The sequence below is a fragment of the Bacillus sp. FSL K6-2869 genome (assembly GCF_040869405.1).
Classification (GTDB): domain Bacteria; phylum Bacillota; class Bacilli; order Bacillales; family Bacillaceae; genus Bacillus; species Bacillus altitudinis.
The window spans coordinates 2137031-2153681 of sequence record NZ_CP152035.1; the positions used below are offsets into that span (position 1 = coordinate 2137031).

The 16651-nt window shown below is 41.1% G+C and carries 19 protein-coding genes; 1 reads left to right on the plus strand and 18 read right to left on the minus strand.

The features are described from left to right. Positions 1-9: 9 nt before the first annotated feature. From MHI58_RS10920 to MHI58_RS10950, 7 genes are read right to left on the minus strand one after another with little or no spacing between them, the layout of a single operon-like run. Complete coding sequence (locus tag MHI58_RS10920) at positions 10-993, minus strand: bifunctional biotin--[acetyl-CoA-carboxylase] synthetase/biotin operon repressor (RefSeq protein ID WP_045034311.1); 984 nt, start codon at positions 991-993, stop codon at positions 10-12. Then, complete coding sequence (locus MHI58_RS10925; protein WP_045034312.1) at positions 966-2168, minus strand: CCA tRNA nucleotidyltransferase; 1203 nt, start codon at positions 2166-2168, stop codon at positions 966-968. The genes MHI58_RS10920 and MHI58_RS10925 overlap by 28 nt, the downstream gene beginning before the upstream one ends. Continuing rightward, positions 2161-3306: an N-acetyl-alpha-D-glucosaminyl L-malate synthase BshA gene (gene bshA, locus MHI58_RS10930; RefSeq protein WP_024718520.1), complete on the minus strand. Its 1146-nt coding sequence runs from the start codon at positions 3304-3306 to the stop codon at positions 2161-2163. The genes MHI58_RS10925 and bshA overlap by 8 nt, the downstream gene beginning before the upstream one ends. A 2-nt stretch (positions 3307-3308) precedes the next feature. Further along, positions 3309-4013, minus strand: a complete 705-nt coding sequence (gene bshB1 / locus MHI58_RS10935) for a bacillithiol biosynthesis deacetylase BshB1 (RefSeq protein WP_041507027.1) — start codon at positions 4011-4013, stop codon at positions 3309-3311. Beyond that, complete coding sequence (gene mgsA, locus MHI58_RS10940) at positions 4000-4419, minus strand: methylglyoxal synthase (protein WP_035702930.1); 420 nt, start codon at positions 4417-4419, stop codon at positions 4000-4002. The genes bshB1 and mgsA overlap by 14 nt, the downstream gene beginning before the upstream one ends. A 17-nt stretch (positions 4420-4436) precedes the next feature. After that, positions 4437-5240 carry a 4-hydroxy-tetrahydrodipicolinate reductase gene (gene dapB / locus MHI58_RS10945; RefSeq protein ID WP_017359745.1) on the minus strand — a complete coding sequence of 268 codons (804 nt, stop codon included), beginning with the start codon at positions 5238-5240 and terminating at the stop codon, positions 4437-4439. Positions 5241-5245: 5 nt separating this feature from the next. Beyond that, positions 5246-5581: a nucleotide pyrophosphohydrolase gene (locus MHI58_RS10950; RefSeq protein ID WP_008344575.1), complete on the minus strand. Its 336-nt coding sequence runs from the start codon at positions 5579-5581 to the stop codon at positions 5246-5248. 137 nt (positions 5582-5718) lie between these two features. Here MHI58_RS10950 and MHI58_RS10955 point away from each other — a divergent pair, with 137 nt between their 5' ends. Beyond that, entirely contained in the window at positions 5719-6591 is an 873-nt protein-coding gene (locus MHI58_RS10955; RefSeq protein WP_003215598.1) for a YitT family protein, read from the plus strand. Positions 6592-6622: 31 nt separating this feature from the next. Here MHI58_RS10955 and ypjB read toward each other — a convergent pair whose 3' ends face one another. From ypjB to hisC, 11 genes are all read right to left on the minus strand, one after another. After that, on the minus strand, positions 6623-7429 hold the full coding sequence (gene ypjB, locus MHI58_RS10960; RefSeq protein WP_008344572.1) for a sporulation protein YpjB: 807 nt from the start codon (positions 7427-7429) through the stop codon (positions 6623-6625). A gap of 65 nt (positions 7430-7494) precedes the next feature. Next, positions 7495-8088, minus strand: a complete 594-nt coding sequence (locus MHI58_RS10965; protein ID WP_007500909.1) for a DUF1405 domain-containing protein — start codon at positions 8086-8088, stop codon at positions 7495-7497. 102 nt (positions 8089-8190) lie between these two features. Next, positions 8191-8958, minus strand: coding sequence for a menaquinol-cytochrome c reductase cytochrome b/c subunit (locus tag MHI58_RS10970; RefSeq protein ID WP_008344567.1), 768 nt, complete (start codon positions 8956-8958; stop codon positions 8191-8193). Positions 8959-8999: 41 nt separating this feature from the next. Next, positions 9000-9674, minus strand: coding sequence for a menaquinol-cytochrome c reductase cytochrome b subunit (qcrB, locus tag MHI58_RS10975; RefSeq protein ID WP_003215804.1), 675 nt, complete (start codon positions 9672-9674; stop codon positions 9000-9002). 2 nt (positions 9675-9676) lie between these two features. After that, positions 9677-10183 carry a ubiquinol-cytochrome c reductase iron-sulfur subunit gene (locus MHI58_RS10980; RefSeq protein ID WP_007500911.1) on the minus strand — a complete coding sequence of 169 codons (507 nt, stop codon included), beginning with the start codon at positions 10181-10183 and terminating at the stop codon, positions 9677-9679. Between the two features lie 144 nt (positions 10184-10327). Beyond that, on the minus strand, positions 10328-10774 hold the full coding sequence (locus MHI58_RS10985) for a YpiF family protein (protein ID WP_045034313.1): 447 nt from the start codon (positions 10772-10774) through the stop codon (positions 10328-10330). A gap of 61 nt (positions 10775-10835) precedes the next feature. After that, a complete protein-coding gene (locus tag MHI58_RS10990) occupies positions 10836-11375 on the minus strand; it encodes a ReoY family proteolytic degradation factor (protein ID WP_008344562.1) in 540 nt (179 codons plus the stop codon). A gap of 75 nt (positions 11376-11450) precedes the next feature. Continuing rightward, positions 11451-12722 carry a lipopolysaccharide assembly protein LapB gene (locus tag MHI58_RS10995; RefSeq protein WP_045034314.1) on the minus strand — a complete coding sequence of 424 codons (1272 nt, stop codon included), beginning with the start codon at positions 12720-12722 and terminating at the stop codon, positions 11451-11453. Positions 12723-13012: 290 nt separating this feature from the next. Then, positions 13013-14299: a 3-phosphoshikimate 1-carboxyvinyltransferase gene (aroA, locus tag MHI58_RS11000; RefSeq protein ID WP_368004320.1), complete on the minus strand. Its 1287-nt coding sequence runs from the start codon at positions 14297-14299 to the stop codon at positions 13013-13015. 10 nt (positions 14300-14309) lie between these two features. Further along, complete coding sequence (locus MHI58_RS11005) at positions 14310-15425, minus strand: prephenate dehydrogenase (RefSeq protein WP_045034315.1); 1116 nt, start codon at positions 15423-15425, stop codon at positions 14310-14312. Positions 15426-15542: 117 nt separating this feature from the next. Continuing rightward, positions 15543-16640, minus strand: a complete 1098-nt coding sequence (gene hisC, locus MHI58_RS11010; protein WP_045034316.1) for a histidinol-phosphate transaminase — start codon at positions 16638-16640, stop codon at positions 15543-15545. Between the last annotated feature and the right edge of the window lie 11 nt (positions 16641-16651).

Below are 16651 nucleotides of genomic sequence, written 5' to 3' on the forward strand. Positions count from 1 at the left end.
GTGTTCCACTTAAGTTGACTTGATCTCAATGTCAGCGGAGTAGATGTTTTGGATTCCGTCTTCCGTTTCGAGTAAAAGAACGCCTTCATCATTAATCCCAAGCGCCGTTCCAGCATATTGCCCATTGACGGTGCGTGCGATGATACGCTTTCCAATGGTCATCGCATATGATTCCCATAATTGTTTGATCGGAGCAAAACCATTAGTCATATATTCATCATACCTTTTTTCAAAGATGGACATGATGGTTTGAATCAATGCCGCTCTGTCTATCTTTTCACCCAGCTCCATTTGCAAACTCGTCGCAACATCCTTTAATTCTTCAGGAAAATCATTTGACGTCTGATTCACGTTAATGCCTGGACCAATAATGACTGCGTGAACTTGGTCAGCTTCTGCTTTTAATTCAGTCAAAATACCAACGACCTTTTTTCCGTTTAGCAAAATATCGTTTGGCCATTTGATTGATGGACTGAGACCCGTTTGCTGCGCTATGGCTTCAGCGATGGCGACAGATGCTAAAAGCGTCATTTGCGGCGCTTTGTGCAGCGGTATTTCCGGCCGGAGAATCAAACTCATCCAAATGCCTGTGCCATTTGGTGAATGCCACGTTCTTTGAAGGCGGCCTTTTCCGTTTGTCTGATGATCACTGACAACAAGCGAGCCGTGCGGGGCTCCTTTATTGACGAGGTCATGGGCAATGAGCTGAGTTGAGGCGACTTCTTCTTGAAAATAAATATGCCTGCCAAACAGCTCTGTTTCCAAACCAAACAGAATTTCGTCTTCACTAATTTTGTCCGGTTTACGAAGCAGCCGGTATCCTTTTCTTCTGACCGCTTCGACCTCATATCCCTCTTTTCGCAAATCCTCTATATGCTTCCATACTGCCGTTCGGGAGCAGCCAAGCTCATCACATATTTGCTGGCTTGAGACAAAATCTTGCTCAGATGCTGTAAATAGTTCAATTAATCGTTTTCTAATCGCTGATCGCACGCTATGAGCCACTCCTCTATGGCTTCTTTTCGGTTTTCAAGCTGGTTTTGCAAAACGGCTTTTTTTACAGAAGAAAGCTCTTCTGCAATCCATTTACCAGCTGGCTTTTGCCGAAAGGCCATCAAATCTTTTCCTGACACTGCAAGGTCTTGAAGCTGTTTAATCGGCAACGCATCATATGAACGTTTCGCCGCCTCCAGCTCATCAAAGAAAATGCGGCGCTCATGTTTGAGCTGCGTGATTTTCATACTAGAAAGCAGGACATGTTCACCAGCTTCAAACATTTTTTCCGCATCCCAGTCACAATCAACATATTTGCAAATGGCGACGGCTTCTTTTAAAAGTTTCGTTGATAACTTCCATTCTTTTAAAAAGGACACCGCCTCCGCCTCATCTAGACCAAGTAAATGGATAAAGGCTCCCCACACCTCATCTAACCCATCCAATAAATAATACGGGAAAGCTTGGAACGTTTCATTCAGCTGATCCTTTTTGAGGCCGGGCAATTCTTCATACAATTTGGTGGAGATGAGCACCTTGATGGCTTGTTCACAGTAGCGGCCTTTTAAAAGTTTTTCCATTTCGATTTTTTTGCGTTCAACAGATATGTTAGCAAGCAGATGTTTATCTTTTTTCATTGCTTCTTCCGTCTCTTTAGAAAGCTCAAACCCGAGCTGGCTTAAAAACCGCACCGCTCTCATCATCCGAAGCGCATCTTCTTGAAAGCGGCATGCAGGATCTCCAACCGTTTGAATTCGTCTTCGCTTAATATCCCGCTTGCCGCCTACATGGTCAATGATGTCACCATGAATATCCATGGCCACTGCATTGATCGTTAAATCTCTTCTTAAAAGATCTTCTTTTAGTGATGAAATAAACGCCACTTCTTTAGGCCGTCGAAAGTCTTCATATTCTGATTCAGTCCGAAACGTAGTGACTTCATAGCTGACCCCGTCAAGTAACACAATAACAGTGCCATGCTCTTTGCCGACATCTACTGTTTTATCAAATAAAGACTCCACCACATCAGGTGTGGCATCTGTCGCAATATCGATATCCCCAATTTCCCTGCCTAAAAGGACATCTCTCACCGCACCGCCGACAAAATAAGCTTGATACCCATGTTCATGCAGTATATGTAAAATAGGGATCGCATGTGTGAATGGTTCATTCATCTTCAACATCACCTTCGATCAATTCTAAGTAAAGCTCTTCATACTCTCTCACAATTTTGTCAGAAGAGAAATTGGCTTCAACACTAGACTTGGCTGCCATCGATATTTGCTTATGGAGCGCATTGTCTTTCAGAATAGAGATGGCATGTTTTGCTGCTCCATCTACATCACCAAGCGGAACAAGGAATCCTGTCTCTCCATGTGCAATCACCTCTGGAATTCCTCCAACGTCTGTTCCTATACAAGGTACTCCGCATGCCATTGCTTCAAGTAGTACAAGACCAAAACTCTCTTTCTCAGAAAGCAGCAGCTTCAAATCACTAATCGAATAGAGCTCCTCCACCTTCTCTTGCTTTCCTAAAAATAACACGCGGTCCGTTAATCCAAGCTTTTTCACAAGCTCGCAAACAACCGATTTTTCAGGTCCGTCCCCAATCAGTAGCAGTTTTGCATTCACCTGTTCAGAAATCTGTTTAAACACATGGATTACGTCATGCACCCGCTTCACTTTACGGAAATTTGATACATGGATGACGACCTTCTCATCCTGCAGAAGACCATAATGCGTCTTCAGCACTTCGTGATCTTCACGCAAATATACACGCTCATCGACGAAATTATGGATCGTATCAATTTTTTTATTCGGTTTAATCAGATCGTATGTCTGCGCAGCTAATGAATGTGATACAGCCGTTACGCGGTCAGATGATTCGATCGCAAACCGGATAACTTCCTTTAAAGATGGGTCATAGCCTAAAACCGTAATATCCGTCCCGTGAAGGGTGGTGACGACTTTGACAGACTGTCCAGTCATTTGTTTGGCTAAGAACGCACAGACAGCGTGAGGGACCGCATAATGCGCATGAATAATATCAAGCTTCTCTCGTTTTGCCACTTCTGCGAGTTTACTTGCCAGTGCAAGGTCATAAGGCGGATATTGAAACACAGCATATTGAGTGACATCCACCTCATGAAAATAAATATTCGGATACACTTTATTGAGTCTAAACGGAATACTTGAGGTAATGAAATGAACATCGTGCCCTTTTTCAGCTAAACGTTTTCCAAGCTCTGTGGCAATAATGCCCGAACCGCCAACACTCGGATAACAAGTGATTCCGATCTTCAATTTTTTCATAATTACCCCCCAAGTAAGTCATCGTCCATCAAAAGTGGCTTCTTTGTCAGAAACCCTTCTGCAAAAGCTTTATTGACTTCCCTTCCATACATCGACTCTCTCATTTTGACAAAATCGATATAACCATTTACAAGCGGTGTCTCCACTGAACTCTCTGTTTTGACAAATTGGCTTTTATACGCATGTAAGCTATCAATTTTTTGCTTCATCTCGTCTGAAATATCAATCACAAAATCTGGACGATGGTGGCCATTAATCATGTAATAATACATCTGGCTTATTTTATGCGCTGGCTGCTTGTATGAATCTTCAAATTTATGTATACCTGCAGAAAAAGCGGCCTCTTCTACAAGTGAACCCGCATGACCATGATCAGGATGCCGATCTTGGTGGTGCGGGGCAAAAATAAGTCTCGGTTTGTATGTTCGGATGACACCTGCAATTTCTTTCATCGCTTCGTCATTCAGATAAAGTCCTCTATCTGGCAGCGTGAGCTGGATTCGAGTCGTGACGCCTAAAATGGCAGCGGCTGCTCTGGCCTCTTCTTTTCTGCTTTCAACCGTTCCATTTGAAGATAATTCAGCCTGAGTCAAGTCACAAATCCCAACACGTGCCCCTTTTTTTACGTATTTTGCAATCGTTCCACCCATACCGATCTCTACATCATCGCTATGGGCACCGAATGCAAGGATATCAAGTGGTTTCATGCGTTCCTCCGTTTTTTGCTACATCTCGAAAATCAAACGTACCTTTATTTAAATTCCTGACTAAAATTTCAGCGGTCCCCATATTGGTTGCTAATGGGATGGCATACACATCGCAAAGCCGGATGAGTGCAGATACATCCGGTTCATGCGGCTGTGCAGTGAGAGGGTCTCTAAAAAAGAGCACAAGATCCATTGCATTATCAGCAATCATAGCACCGATCTGCTGATCTCCTCCAAGTGGTCCTGATTGGAAACGATGAATGGGCAGCCCAGTCGCTTCTTTCACTCTTAAACCTGTGGTTCCTGTTGCATAAAGTGTATGATCTGCCAAAAGATCTCGATACGCAATGGCGAATTGAATCATGTCACTTTTTTTCTTATCGTGAGCGATTAAAGCAATGTTCATCAGGGATCCACTCCTTATTAGTCGATAATATTTTCTAAACCATAGACGAGTTGATCAATATGCATCACCTGTTCAACAGAAAGCTTCACACCTGACATAAAGGATGCACGGTTATAAGAATCATGACGAATCGTGAGCGTCTGTCCGTCCATTCCAAACAGCACTTCTTGATGAGCAATCATGCCTGGAAGCCTTACGCTGTGAAGGCGGATGCCATCATAATCTGCTCCTCGTGCACCTTCGATTAGTTCTTTTTCTTCAGGGTGCCCCTGCTTTTTGCTTTCTCTTACTTCAGCAATCATTTCAGCTGTTTTTAGTCCTGTACCGCTCGGAGCGTCCAATTTTTTATCATGATGAAGCTCAATGATTTCAACATCAGGAAAATAATTTGCTGCCATTTTGGCAAACTTCATCATTAAAACAGCACCAACAGCAAAGTTAGGCGCAATAATACAGCCTATCCCTTTTTCTTCTGTTAATTGCTGAAGTTCTTTTAGGTCGTCTTCTGAAAAACCTGTTGTGCCTACGACTGGACGTACGCCATGTTCAAGGGCTTTTTTTGTATGTACTTTCCCGATTTCTGGGGTCGTCAAATCAATTAATACATCCGGTGCTGTTTCTGAAAGACACACGTCAATATCCGTATAAATGGGCGCATCAGATGTTGTATGAAGCACATCTGATAGCTTTTTCCCCTCATGTGTGTGATCAAGTGCTGCTACTAGTTCAAAATGGCTTGTTTCTTCTGCCAGCTTGACAGCCTCTATCCCCATTCTTCCTCTTGCTCCAGCGATTACAACTTTGATGGTTTGATTCGTCATCTTCTCTACTTCCCTTCTTTTTTCGTCCAGCGGTCTTTGTCTCTTGTATTGAATTTATGCATCACACGATCATGGGCTTCTTCAAGTGATATATTGAGTGAATTGGCAAGGCATGTTAACACAAACAGCACATCGCCAATTTCTTCTTCCATGCTTTTTTCTGTTTCTGTTGTTTTTTTCGGCTTTTCTCCATAGTAATGGTTGACCTCTCTTGCCAGCTCACCTAATTCTTCTGTCAGACGGGCCATCATGGCAAGCGGGCTGAAATAGCCTTCTTTAAATTGTCCTATGTAATCATCGACTTCTTGCTGCACGTGACGCAGCGTTTTTTCATTCGTCATGAAGCTCATCCTCCTATCCATCTCTTACATGTTAGCGAAATCATAAATATTTGACAAATGTTTAAAACTCAGTTTGCTTGTTTCTCTTCCATACCATATAATATTATCGCTGTCTAAGCAAAAAAAGGAGTGATCTTTTGCTAAAAGAAATTCGTCTTAAAAATATCGTATTTATTTTAATAGGATCTGCGATTTTTTCTTTCGGCCTTGTTCATTTTAATATGCAGAACAACTTGGCGGAAGGCGGATTTACAGGTATCACACTGCTTTTATATTTTCTATTTCACATTGACCCATCTATTTCAAACCTTGTTTTAAACATTCCGATCTTTTTTATCGGCTGGAAAATGCTTGGCAGAACCATGTTTACATATACAATTGTCGGAACCGTCAGTCTTTCTGTCTTTCTAGCCATCTTCCAGCGCTTTCAAATACATATGCCTCTTCAGCACGATTTAGCCTTAGCCGCACTCTTTGCAGGTGTATTTATCGGAACAGGCCTCGGAATCATCTTTAAATTCGGCGGGACAACAGGCGGCGTGGACATTATTGCAAGACTGATCAACAAACATTATCAAGTCGCAATGGGAAGAACGATGTTTATCTTCGACGCATGCGTCATTACCATCTCTCTCACCTATTTAAATTACAAAGAAGCCATGTATACACTTGTTGCCGTATTTGTTGCTGCAAAAGTCATCGACTTCATGCAAGAAGGCGCTTACGCTGCCAAAGGAGCGATGATTATTTCTGAAAAGGATGACATCATTCAAAAGAAAATCACAGAGGAAATGGAGCGCGGAGTGACCATTTTAAAGGGTGTCGGCTCCTATACGAAACAGGAACGCAACGTCCTTTACTGCGTCGTTCCAAAAAATGAGCTTGTCCACCTCAAGAGCGTCGTAACTTCCGTCGATCCTCATGCCTTTGTATCAGTGAGTGACGTGCATGACGTACTTGGTGAAGGCTTCACATTAGATGAACATAAAAAGCCGCTCAATCCCCACTAAAAAAAGAAGCCCGATAACGGTGCTTCTTTTTTTATGATTTTGGATAATCGGCTTGTCGCTTTTGCTTTTTTTCTTTTTCAGCACGGTATTTCCTAAACCCAACATACGTTAGAGTGAGTAAAATCATACTTCCTGTTGTTAAGATGACCCATAAAAGCGATGGATCCGCTTCATCTTGATCAACGTTCGCAAACACACTTGATAAATCTTCTTCAAGTTTCGTGAGACGCTCAAGCTTTGTCCCACTCGATGCTTTTAAAAATTCACCTTGTTCAATTACTTCCATGTGCTGCTTAATCGTCTGCAGCTTTTCAGGCGAGATATCAATGGTTAAACTCGGATAAATCATATCATACAATGAAACCAGCTCATTCCAAGTTTCATAGAACGTCGTCGATTCTGGATCTTTTACTTCTTTCTTTAATGTCGGAAAAGACCCCATAATCGGCTTCTCGAGCGAACCCCAAAGAGGTTCCGAATTTGATTGTATCGCATCAAGAAGCATTCTAAACTGAGAGGCATACCGAAGTTTTTCGCGCTCATTTAAGTCTTCCTGCGGGAGTCCTTTAATGATATCTTGATAGCCAAGTGTAATTTGCCGAACCTGCGTATTCGTCAGAGTTCCACGCCAATTCTCAGCTTTAAATGTCTTTTCAGCATATAATGCGACTTGTAATGCCTCATCATATTTAGCTTGTCTCGTTAATTGAAAGATTGAATCTGATAGTTCCGTTAATTCTTGCAGCGCTTTAGCAGCTGTTGTTTCCTCACCTTTTGCAGCAGCTGGATGCAAGACGAGAAATAATAATAGAATCATCGCGATTGACTTTCGTTTCATGCAAGTCCCTCCTAGCCTTTCTCCATACAGCGTATGAAGAAAAGGACAAGGTTAGACCAACATTGTTAAGGGAGTTCAAGCTTGACCGATTTTTTCGAGAGGACAAGATAATACGAAACAAGAAGAACGGCAATACTTAACCAAAACGTCACGTAGCCGATCTCATTTGAATAGGCAGAAAGCATAGAATAACGCGGCATCATTCCAAACACATAATCAATCACATCATTATGTAAAATCCATATGCCTGCTACAACCAAATGACGCATGTGAAAACGATAATACGGCGCAAATAACACAGCCTGTACCGCCATCGCAAAGTGCGAACCAATTAGCATATATCCTTCCCACGGAAAATCATCAACAGAAACGAGCACGAAAAGATTCATCCCTACAGCCCATAATCCATATTTGATCAAGGTGACAAGGGCCAGTGCTTCAAAATAAGGAGCATGGCGTTTCATTAGAAAGGCTAGTAATACAAATAAAAAGAAAAAGCTTGCCGTCGGACTGTCCGGTACAAAAGGTAAAAAGACAGCCGGCGTCTCTACGAGCTGCGGAATATACCAGTAATAGCCGTACGCAGTGCCAAGAAAGTTGACAATGAGCACGAGCACAAGCATGTAGCGTGTGGCTAGCAGATATTGAATCCATCTCATATTTCTCTTCACTCACGATCTGTTAAAATCAGAAAAAAGCTGACAGCGCCAGCTTTTTTCTCCTTTTGAGTATATCCTTGTACTTGCATTTAAACAACTGAATTATTTAGATTTGACCTCAGATAAATATTTCGAGAGCTTTTCAAGTTCTTCATCGCTGCCTTTAAAAATGCCCTTAGGCATGTTGCCTTTTCCTTCTACAGCGATTTTCGCAATTTCCTCTGGTGCTAAGCCATTGTCAACAAGTGACGGTCCAGCTGCCCCTCCTTGCATATTATCTCCGTGACAGGAGATACATGTCTGCTCTTGATAGATTTTATACTCTTCAGCTGAGGTATCAATCTCTGCTTCTTTCTTGATTTCACCTTGCTTCGCTGCTGCTTCCCAGTCATGAGTAGCAACAGACTCCCATGTTAAATAGGTTGCTGCACCAACTGCAAGAATCATCATCCCAACTGCAATTGGTCTTCGATATGGCCTACGTTCAGGACCAGAATCAAGAAATGGTGCGAGTAAAAGAGCACCAAACGCAATTCCAGGCATAATCATTGCGCCAACCACCGTATAGCTCCCTGCAGCAAACTCATATTTTAACAACTGGTATAAAAATAAGAAATACCAGTCTGGCAGCGGAATATAGCCCGTATCTGTCGGATCAGCCATCCGCTCAAGCGGAGGTGCATGAACAACAGTTAGGACAAGAAATCCAATTAAAAAAACAGCACCTACAAGCCATTCCTTTAAAAGAAAGTTCGGCCAAAAGGCTTCGGTTTTTCCCGGATATTCGGAATAGTCTTTAGGTATGTTAGGTTTTCTTTCTGCCGGTATCCTGGAATCTCCGACAAACTTCATCCCTTTTCCCCTATGCAAAGTCATCCCCTCCTCATTGAACATTCATCAAACGCAAAATTTTACAGCGGTCCAGAAATTCCTTGCTTACGAATCATAATAAAGTGGGCAGCCATCAGCCCAAATAATGCCGCTGGCAAGAAAAAGACATGGATAGCGAAAAATCTCGTCAGCGTTTGTGCACCTACAATGTCAGGATGACCTGCAAGCAGCGTTTTAATCTCTTTCCCAATGAAAGGTGTCGCCTCTGCAATTTGAAGACCAACCTTCGTCGCAAATAGCGCCTTCATATCCCACGGTAAAAGATATCCTGTAAAACCAAGTCCAAGCATCACAAAGAAAATGAGCACACCGACAATCCAGTTTAGCTCTCTAGGCTTTTTATACGCCCCTTGGAAAAAGACCCTCAGCGTATGTAAAAACATCATAACAATGACTAGACTCGCACCCCAGTGGTGCATCCCTCTTACAATCTGTCCGAATGCCACTTCATTTTGCAAATAATAGACAGATTCCCATGCGTTTTTAATATCCGGTACATAATACATCGTTAAAAACATGCCCGAAAGGACTTGAATGACCGTCACAAAAAACGTTAAACCGCCAAAACAATACACAAAAGCAGAGAAATGATGTGCTGGATTGACGTGCTCTGGCACTTCATGATCCGCAATGTCTCTCCATATCGGTGTGATGTCCAGCCGCTCATCTACCCAATCGTAAATCTTGTTAAGCATCGTTACCCTTCCCCTTTCGGCACAGCTTTTCCAAGATAGAGGTATCCGTCCTTCACTTGCTGCTTATAATGGTCAAGCGGTGCAAGCGGCGGAGTTCCGGGTACGTTTGTACCATCCTTGTCGTACAGCCCATAATGGCATGGGCAGAAAAATTTGTTTGGATTTTTCGGATCACTGTTCCAGTTCACTGTACATCCTAAATGTTTACAGATTGGCGATAAAGCGACAATTTCATCCCCTTCTTTGTACACCCATGCAGACCTAGATTCCTTTGACTCATACCATGCATCTACTTGATCAATTTTAAAGTCAAAGCGCTTCGGTTCTTTTGTCAGTTCATCTACACTGACAACTTGAACCATATCCTGATCCTCTGTTCCTTTTAGCACAGGGTCAAGCGCAAAGCGAACCATAGGCATGAGCATTCCAGCGGCCATAAATCCCCCCACGCCGGTCAACGTGTAATTCAAAAATTGACGCCTGGACACTCCATGTCTCTTCTCGCTCATTTTTTTCTCCCCCCCTCAGGTCGTCAGCTACTTTATAACTGAATTAGAAAAAATTTCATAAAACTAGGACACCCTCATAATATATCAATCTATTCACAAGGTCAACAGCCTAAAAAGCTATGTACAATGCAAATGTAAGGGTTTTTATGACGGGTTCCATTTTTGTAACAAAAAGTTCAAAATTTGTTCTACACTGTCTTGAATGACTTTTTGCTTTAAATTGACCTTTAAATGCTCAAGCGGAACAGACTGCAATATAAATGCCGATTCGCTCACTTCTATCTGTTCTTTCCATTTGTTATCAGATGTGATAAACACAACATGCTGAAAATGTTCTTGCAATGATTGTTTTAGTGCAAGTATGTCTTCTTGCTTACGATTATTTACTTCTAAATATGTATGTGGAGGAAAAAGAAACACTCTGCCTTTCAGTTGCCTTTCAAGATCCTCTGCCACAAGCATTGTAAACTCACCTAAAGACACGGTTTGTTTGATATGGCTTGCATTTATCCCAACTAATGGAATGATAGCGGTATCAATGTAATCTTTAGATTGTAAAAAGAGATCCGCGTCCTCCGCCTGAAACTTCATCTAGTTCCCCTCTTTCATCACATAAGCCCTGCCTGTATAGGGCAAGGCTTATTGGCTTGGTTTATGATAATAGGCTTAATTCTTTTGCTAACTTATTAAATGTTTCTTGATCATGACGGTCAAGCGCTTCATCGATTTCTTTCATCAGCCGTTCTTTTTGGAAAGTAGCGATAGAATGCTCTAGCACTTTTTCAGCAAGATCTTTATCTTTTTCATTTTCATAAAGATCTTTAGGAATATGAGGATTTGTTTCAAGTACAGCGGCATATTCCGGCGAACGATATGCAGATCGGAAATTCAATTGAATAAACAAATCTTGCTGTTTATTCAAACGAATATCATGAAATGATTTTTCTGCATCTGTCGTCATGATATTTTCTTTATAAAATCTAAAGGGAACTTCATCCACACAGTGTGTTGACATAATAATTCCCCTTGGGCAAAATTCTGCTTGCTCTACAAAATGAACCTTTTCCATCAAAGAGTCGTGACTCATTAAATAATTTAATATCCAAACACACTCTCTTCGCTTTAACTGATAATGGTTTAAGAACCACCGGATAAATTCCTTCTTTTCATTGACAGAAACAGGGGTCTGCATGTTATTCCCTCCTCTATCGTAAATTAAATTGCTATACATGAATTATTCAACAAACCAGTTCTTCATTCCTGCAAACTATAAGGAAATTTCGTCTTCAATTCTTAAAATCGTTTCTTCAATTTCTTCATTCGTGCCATCTTTCTGAAGAACTTTTCGTAATAACGGCAAGGCTTCTTTTTGTCTGCCTTCTTCTAAAAGGAACGAAGCATATTCATATAAAAAGTCACGTTCCTCATCAAAATCAGGCAGAGCAAGTTTGAAATACTCAGCGGCTTCATCGTATTCTTCTCGTCCGACAGAAGCAGAAGCAGCATACCAATTCCATTTTGGATCTTCTTCCCCAAAGCTTTTAACCTCTTTAATCACATCCAGAATTTCATCAAACAGCTCTTCATTTAAATAGATCGCAAGCAGCGTTTGAACCGCTTCAATATATCCTGGATCAAGAGCTAGTGCTTCTTGAAGCAATTTTTTCGCATCTTCCGAATGGCCATTTTTCAAATCAATCTTTGCCCCATATAAATATAACTCTTTGTTATACTCATCCACTTTAATTCCTTCTTTTACCATCTCTAAAGCTTCATGATATAGTCCTTCTTCCTCATAGCTTTTGGCTAAAGGCATATAAAGTGATGAATACGAAGGATCAATATCTTTTAGTTCAGAGAGCTGCTGAATAGCCGTTTTCGTTCTGCCAGCCCTCATCGCTGTAAATCCGTAGCCAAAAAGTGTATTTGGATCCACTTGATCTTTTACAGCCTTTTCATACCATTCAAGGGCATCTTCAAATTCTCCAGCTGTGCTTAATGATTCAGCGAGCCGCTGATATACATTGACACCACCAATTTCATTTTGTTGATCGGCCACTTTGTAGAAATAGTCGGCTGCTTTCTTTGAAAGACCTTGAGAAAAATACAATTCCCCTAAAGCAAAATCAATGACGGCTTCATGAGGTAGTAACTCTTTCGCTTTTAAAAGCTTTTGTTCACTAACTTCAAATAGTCCTTGCATTTGATACAAATCTGCCATTAACAATAAACTCTCTGGATACGCATCGTCATTTTCAGGAATCGTTTCAAGAACTGCTATTGCTTTCTCTTCTTCATCAGAGTCTATTAACAGCTCTGCATAAAAACAGGTCAATCCTGTTTCTTCTGGATATAAATCATGTAAATCACTAATGAGATTCCGTGCTTTATCAATATCTCCCCAGTCATAATATAACTGAGCTGCCTGCGCTTTTTCTTCATCATGAAGATGCTTCTCTGCTTGAGCAAGTGTTTGGAGTCCCTTTTCAGTCTCACCCGCCTCAACTAATTTTATGGCTTCTTGTAATGAACTATTCAAATCAAACCGTTCCTTTCTGTTTCCAAAAACCTAAACTGTTGTTACTTCATATCATAATCGACAGCTGCATATCCAGCAAATATGTTGCTCTTTTAACATGAAGCCATTTTTTGTGTTTTGAAGACTCTTTTTCAATCAATACTTTACTAAACTGATGATTTGTAAACCGAATACGCTAAAAAATTGTTTTTGAATCAGCAAAATGCTCTTTTTCAAGGTTTCACCTTGAGACAAGCTATGCTATAGTTCTTTCAAATATGCAAAAGGAAAGAAAAAGCCTGAGGAAATCCTCAGACTGTTTGCGTTAAGTATTCAATGTGTTCAAAGAAATTTGGATAAGATACACGTACTGCATCTGTATCTTCAATCTCGATTGCTTGCTCTGTTATACATGCCGCAATTCCTAACATCATACCAATTCGATGATCTCCGTAGCTTGAGACGACTGCACCGCCTTTAAGGCTCGTTTTACCATGAATCTTCATTCCATCATCTGTTGCTTCAATATGAGCACCTAGTTTTTTAAGTTCTGAAACGACTGTATCAATCCGATTGGTTTCTTTCACTTTTAATTCAGCAGCATCTCTAATGATCGTTGTTCCTTCTGCTTGAGTAGCTAGGAGCGCAATAATAGGAATTTCGTCGATGAGTCTAGAGATCATATCACCTGAAATGTCGATCCCTTTTAATGAAGAGGTAGAGATCGTTAAATCACCGTACGGTTCTCCGCCTTTAGCATCCACTTCTTGAATGTCGAGGTCTGCACCCATTTGTTTTAGCACATCTATAATACCAGTTCTCGTTTTGTTCAAACCGACATTTCTCAATACAATCCGGCTGTTTGGAACGATAGATCCAGCCACTAAGAAAAATGCAGCTGAAGAAATATCTCCAGGGACAAATACATCTGTTGCTTTTAACGTTTGTCCACCTTCAATTGAAACACTTTGTGCATCTTCATGTAGCGAGACACCAAACATTGATAACATTCTTTCGGTATGGTCTCTTGATTTATGCGGTTCAGTTAACGTCGTTGTTCCTTCTGCCTGCAGTCCAGCTAGAAGGACAGCCGACTTAATCTGGGCACTGGCAACTGGAGACTCATAAGAGATAGCTTTTAAATTACCCCCACGTATAGAAAGCGGTGTATACTCGCCATTTGCTCTACCATCGATCTTGGCTCCTAATTGTCTGAGCGGACCTGTTACCCGTTTCATCGGTCTTTTGGCAATACTTTCGTCTCCGATCAGCGTACTGTGGAACTCACAGCCAGCCAAGATTCCCATCATTAAACGAATGGTTGTGCCAGAGTTACCAACATCGAGAATATCGCTCGGCTCTTTAAGTCCTTTTAGTCCCTTACCATGAATGACAACATCTGTACCTTTTTGTTCGATGTCGACACCCATTTTTCTAAAACAATCAATCGTGCTTAAACAATCAGCGCCAGGAAGAAAGTTTTTTACTACTGTAGTCCCGTCAGCAATAGCGCCAAACATCACAGATCTATGAGAAATGGATTTATCTCCTGGAATATGAATTTCTCCATTCATAGGAGCACTTTTATGAATTTTCATGTTCCTCACCTCAATCAGCATAAAATGTATCGTAATTTGCTCTATTTTTTATACAGAGTTCTGCCCGCTTTCGATCGTCATCTGTTTGAAAACTAATGCGTAAAATCCCGTTAATGTCTTCTCGCGTTTCAATAATACGGATATTTGTAATACTGATGTTTTCATTTGCTAGATATCCTGTAATTTCCGAAATAACACCAGGATGATCCGGCACATCGACATAAAGATCATAAAAAGCAGGGATCGCTCCTTTTTTCCTCAGAGGCAGCCCGTCGCGATATTCCTTGGCCTCTTGGAAATAAGAGAATAACCCCTCAGCATCTTCTTGTTGCACAAAGGATTCAATGCGGTCAATCTCTTTTTTCCATTCATGAAATCGGTCTAAAATCTTGTTTTTATTGTGCAAAAGGATATCGCGCCACATTGCAGGATTACTTGATGCAATACGGGTAATATCTCGAAAACCTCCAGCAGCAAACCGTTTTACAAGAGGAAATTCTTCTTCAAAATGATGCGCTTGATGCACAAGACTGGCAGCGACGATATGTGGAAAGTGACTAATCACACTTGTCACAGCATCATGTTCTTCGGGTGTCATTTCAATGAAATGAGCATTGGTTCCCTTCAGTAGATCCTTCAAGCGGTCAACAGCTTGACGACTTGTTACCTTTGCTGGCGTTAAAATGTAGAATGCATTTTCAAATAAAAAGTCTTTTGCTGCAATGACACCTGACTTATGAGACCCTGCCATCGGATGCCCGCCAATAAATTGGTAATGATCAGGCAACGTTTTTTCAGCAAAGTGAACGACCTTTTGCTTTGTGCTCCCTACATCCGTAATCGTGAGCTCTCTTTCAATACCAGATGCTGCAATATCACTTAACATTTTGACGGTTTGTTGTACTGGCGTTGCCAAAATAATCGTTGCTGATGCTTTTAAGCCTTCCATCAAGGACTCGGCAGTCGCGTCGATGATTCCTAGTTTTGTTGCAGCAATCATTTGTTCTTTAGAGACATCATAGCCTACAATTTTTTTATGTGGAAATTCTTTTTTAATCGACAGTGCAATAGAACCACCAATTAAACCAAGCCCAGCGATTAATATGGTTTCGTTTGCTTCATTCATGTTCATCACCTGATTTTTCGCGTAAATTAAACAAGCTGTTTCAATAGCTTATATGTATATTGGATGAGTTACAACGAAAGCCATATCCCATAAACAGGATATGACTTCATTGTTATGCTACGCACGAATGCCTTGTAATAAATCGGCAAGTGTAGTTAGGATTTCTTCATTTTGCTCCTTTGTTCCAACAGTAATACGTAAAGAAGTTGGGAATCCGAGAGCTTGACCAGATCGAACGATATAGCCCTTTTTCAAAAGTGCATTGAACAGCTCATCTGCATCTCTTTTAAAATCAATCAGCACAAAGTTTGTTTGAGATGGATATATAAATAATCCAAAACGGTCTGCAAATTCTTGATATTGTTTAAGACCTGCTTCATTTTTTTGTCTGCACGATTGAATGAAGTCTTGATCTTTAATGGCTGCACGTGCAGCTGCCTGAGCGATACGACTTGTATTAAAGGGCTCTCTCGCAGGTTCAATGGCGGTAATCAACTCCTCTGAGGCAACCCCATAACCTACTCGAAGTGCCGCAAGTCCATATGCTTTAGAGAACGTGCGCAGTACAATGACATTTTGATAGGCTTTTAATAGAGATAAACTGTTCGGAAAGTCTTCAGCGCGAACATATTCAAAATATGCTTCATCTAGAACGACAAGCACGTGAGCAGGCACTTGATCTAAAAACGATACGAGCTCAGCCTCTGACAAATGATTTCCTGTCGGATTGTTCGGGTTACACACCCAAACGACTTTTGTGTTGTCATCCATCGCTTCCAGCATTCCCTTTAGATCATGAGCTCCACCATTTAAAAGTGGTACTTCTCTAATCTCTGCATGCTCAATCACTGCATTGTGACGGTATTGCGGGAATGACGGGGATGGGATCACCGTATTTGTATGTTGATCAAGGAATGCCCTAGCAATAATTTGCACAAGTTCATCTGAGCCATTCCCGAATATTAATTGTTTTTCATTTACTTGTAGAAACTCAGCCAGTTCCGTTCTTAAACTTGCGCTGTATCCGTCTGGATAAATCGCTAAATGTTCAAGTTCAGCTTGTATGGCCTCTCTTGCATGTGTGGAACATCCAAAAGGGTTTTCATTTGAAGCCAATTTCACAATTTTGTCTAATTGATATTCTTTTTTGACCTCTTCAATTGGTTTCCCAGGTTGATACGGTTTTAGCTGTTTTAATTGATCTTTGATTTGCAAAATGTTTCACC

What these genes read in the sequence shown, in the direction of transcription:
- MHI58_RS10925 (WP_045034312.1), bottom strand. Translation starts at nt 2,168, where the DNA reads ATGAATGAACCATTCACACATGCGATCCCTATTTTACATATACTGCAT.
- bshA (WP_024718520.1), bottom strand. Translation starts at nt 3,306, where the DNA reads ATGAAAAAATTGAAGATCGGAATCACTTGTTATCCGAGTGTTGGCGGT.
- bshB1 (WP_041507027.1), bottom strand. Translation starts at nt 4,013, where the DNA reads ATGAAACCACTTGATATCCTTGCATTCGGTGCCCATAGCGATGATGTA.
- mgsA (WP_035702930.1), bottom strand. Translation starts at nt 4,419, where the DNA reads ATGAACATTGCTTTAATCGCTCACGATAAGAAAAAAAGTGACATGATT.
- dapB (WP_017359745.1), bottom strand. Translation starts at nt 5,240, where the DNA reads ATGACGAATCAAACCATCAAAGTTGTAATCGCTGGAGCAAGAGGAAGA.
- MHI58_RS10950 (WP_008344575.1), bottom strand. Translation starts at nt 5,581, where the DNA reads ATGACGAATGAAAAAACGCTGCGTCACGTGCAGCAAGAAGTCGATGAT.
- ypjB (WP_008344572.1), bottom strand. Translation starts at nt 7,429, where the DNA reads ATGAAACGAAAGTCAATCGCGATGATTCTATTATTATTTCTCGTCTTG.
- MHI58_RS10965 (WP_007500909.1), bottom strand. Translation starts at nt 8,088, where the DNA reads ATGAGATGGATTCAATATCTGCTAGCCACACGCTACATGCTTGTGCTC.
- qcrB (WP_003215804.1), bottom strand. Translation starts at nt 9,674, where the DNA reads ATGCTTAACAAGATTTACGATTGGGTAGATGAGCGGCTGGACATCACA.
- MHI58_RS10980 (WP_007500911.1), bottom strand. Translation starts at nt 10,183, where the DNA reads ATGAGCGAGAAGAGACATGGAGTGTCCAGGCGTCAATTTTTGAATTAC.
- MHI58_RS10985 (WP_045034313.1), bottom strand. Translation starts at nt 10,774, where the DNA reads ATGAAGTTTCAGGCGGAGGACGCGGATCTCTTTTTACAATCTAAAGAT.
- MHI58_RS10990 (WP_008344562.1), bottom strand. Translation starts at nt 11,375, where the DNA reads ATGCAGACCCCTGTTTCTGTCAATGAAAAGAAGGAATTTATCCGGTGG.
- aroA (WP_368004320.1), bottom strand. Translation starts at nt 14,299, where the DNA reads ATGAAAATTCATAAAAGTGCTCCTATGAATGGAGAAATTCATATTCCA.
- MHI58_RS11005 (WP_045034315.1), bottom strand. Translation starts at nt 15,425, where the DNA reads ATGAATGAAGCAAACGAAACCATATTAATCGCTGGGCTTGGTTTAATT.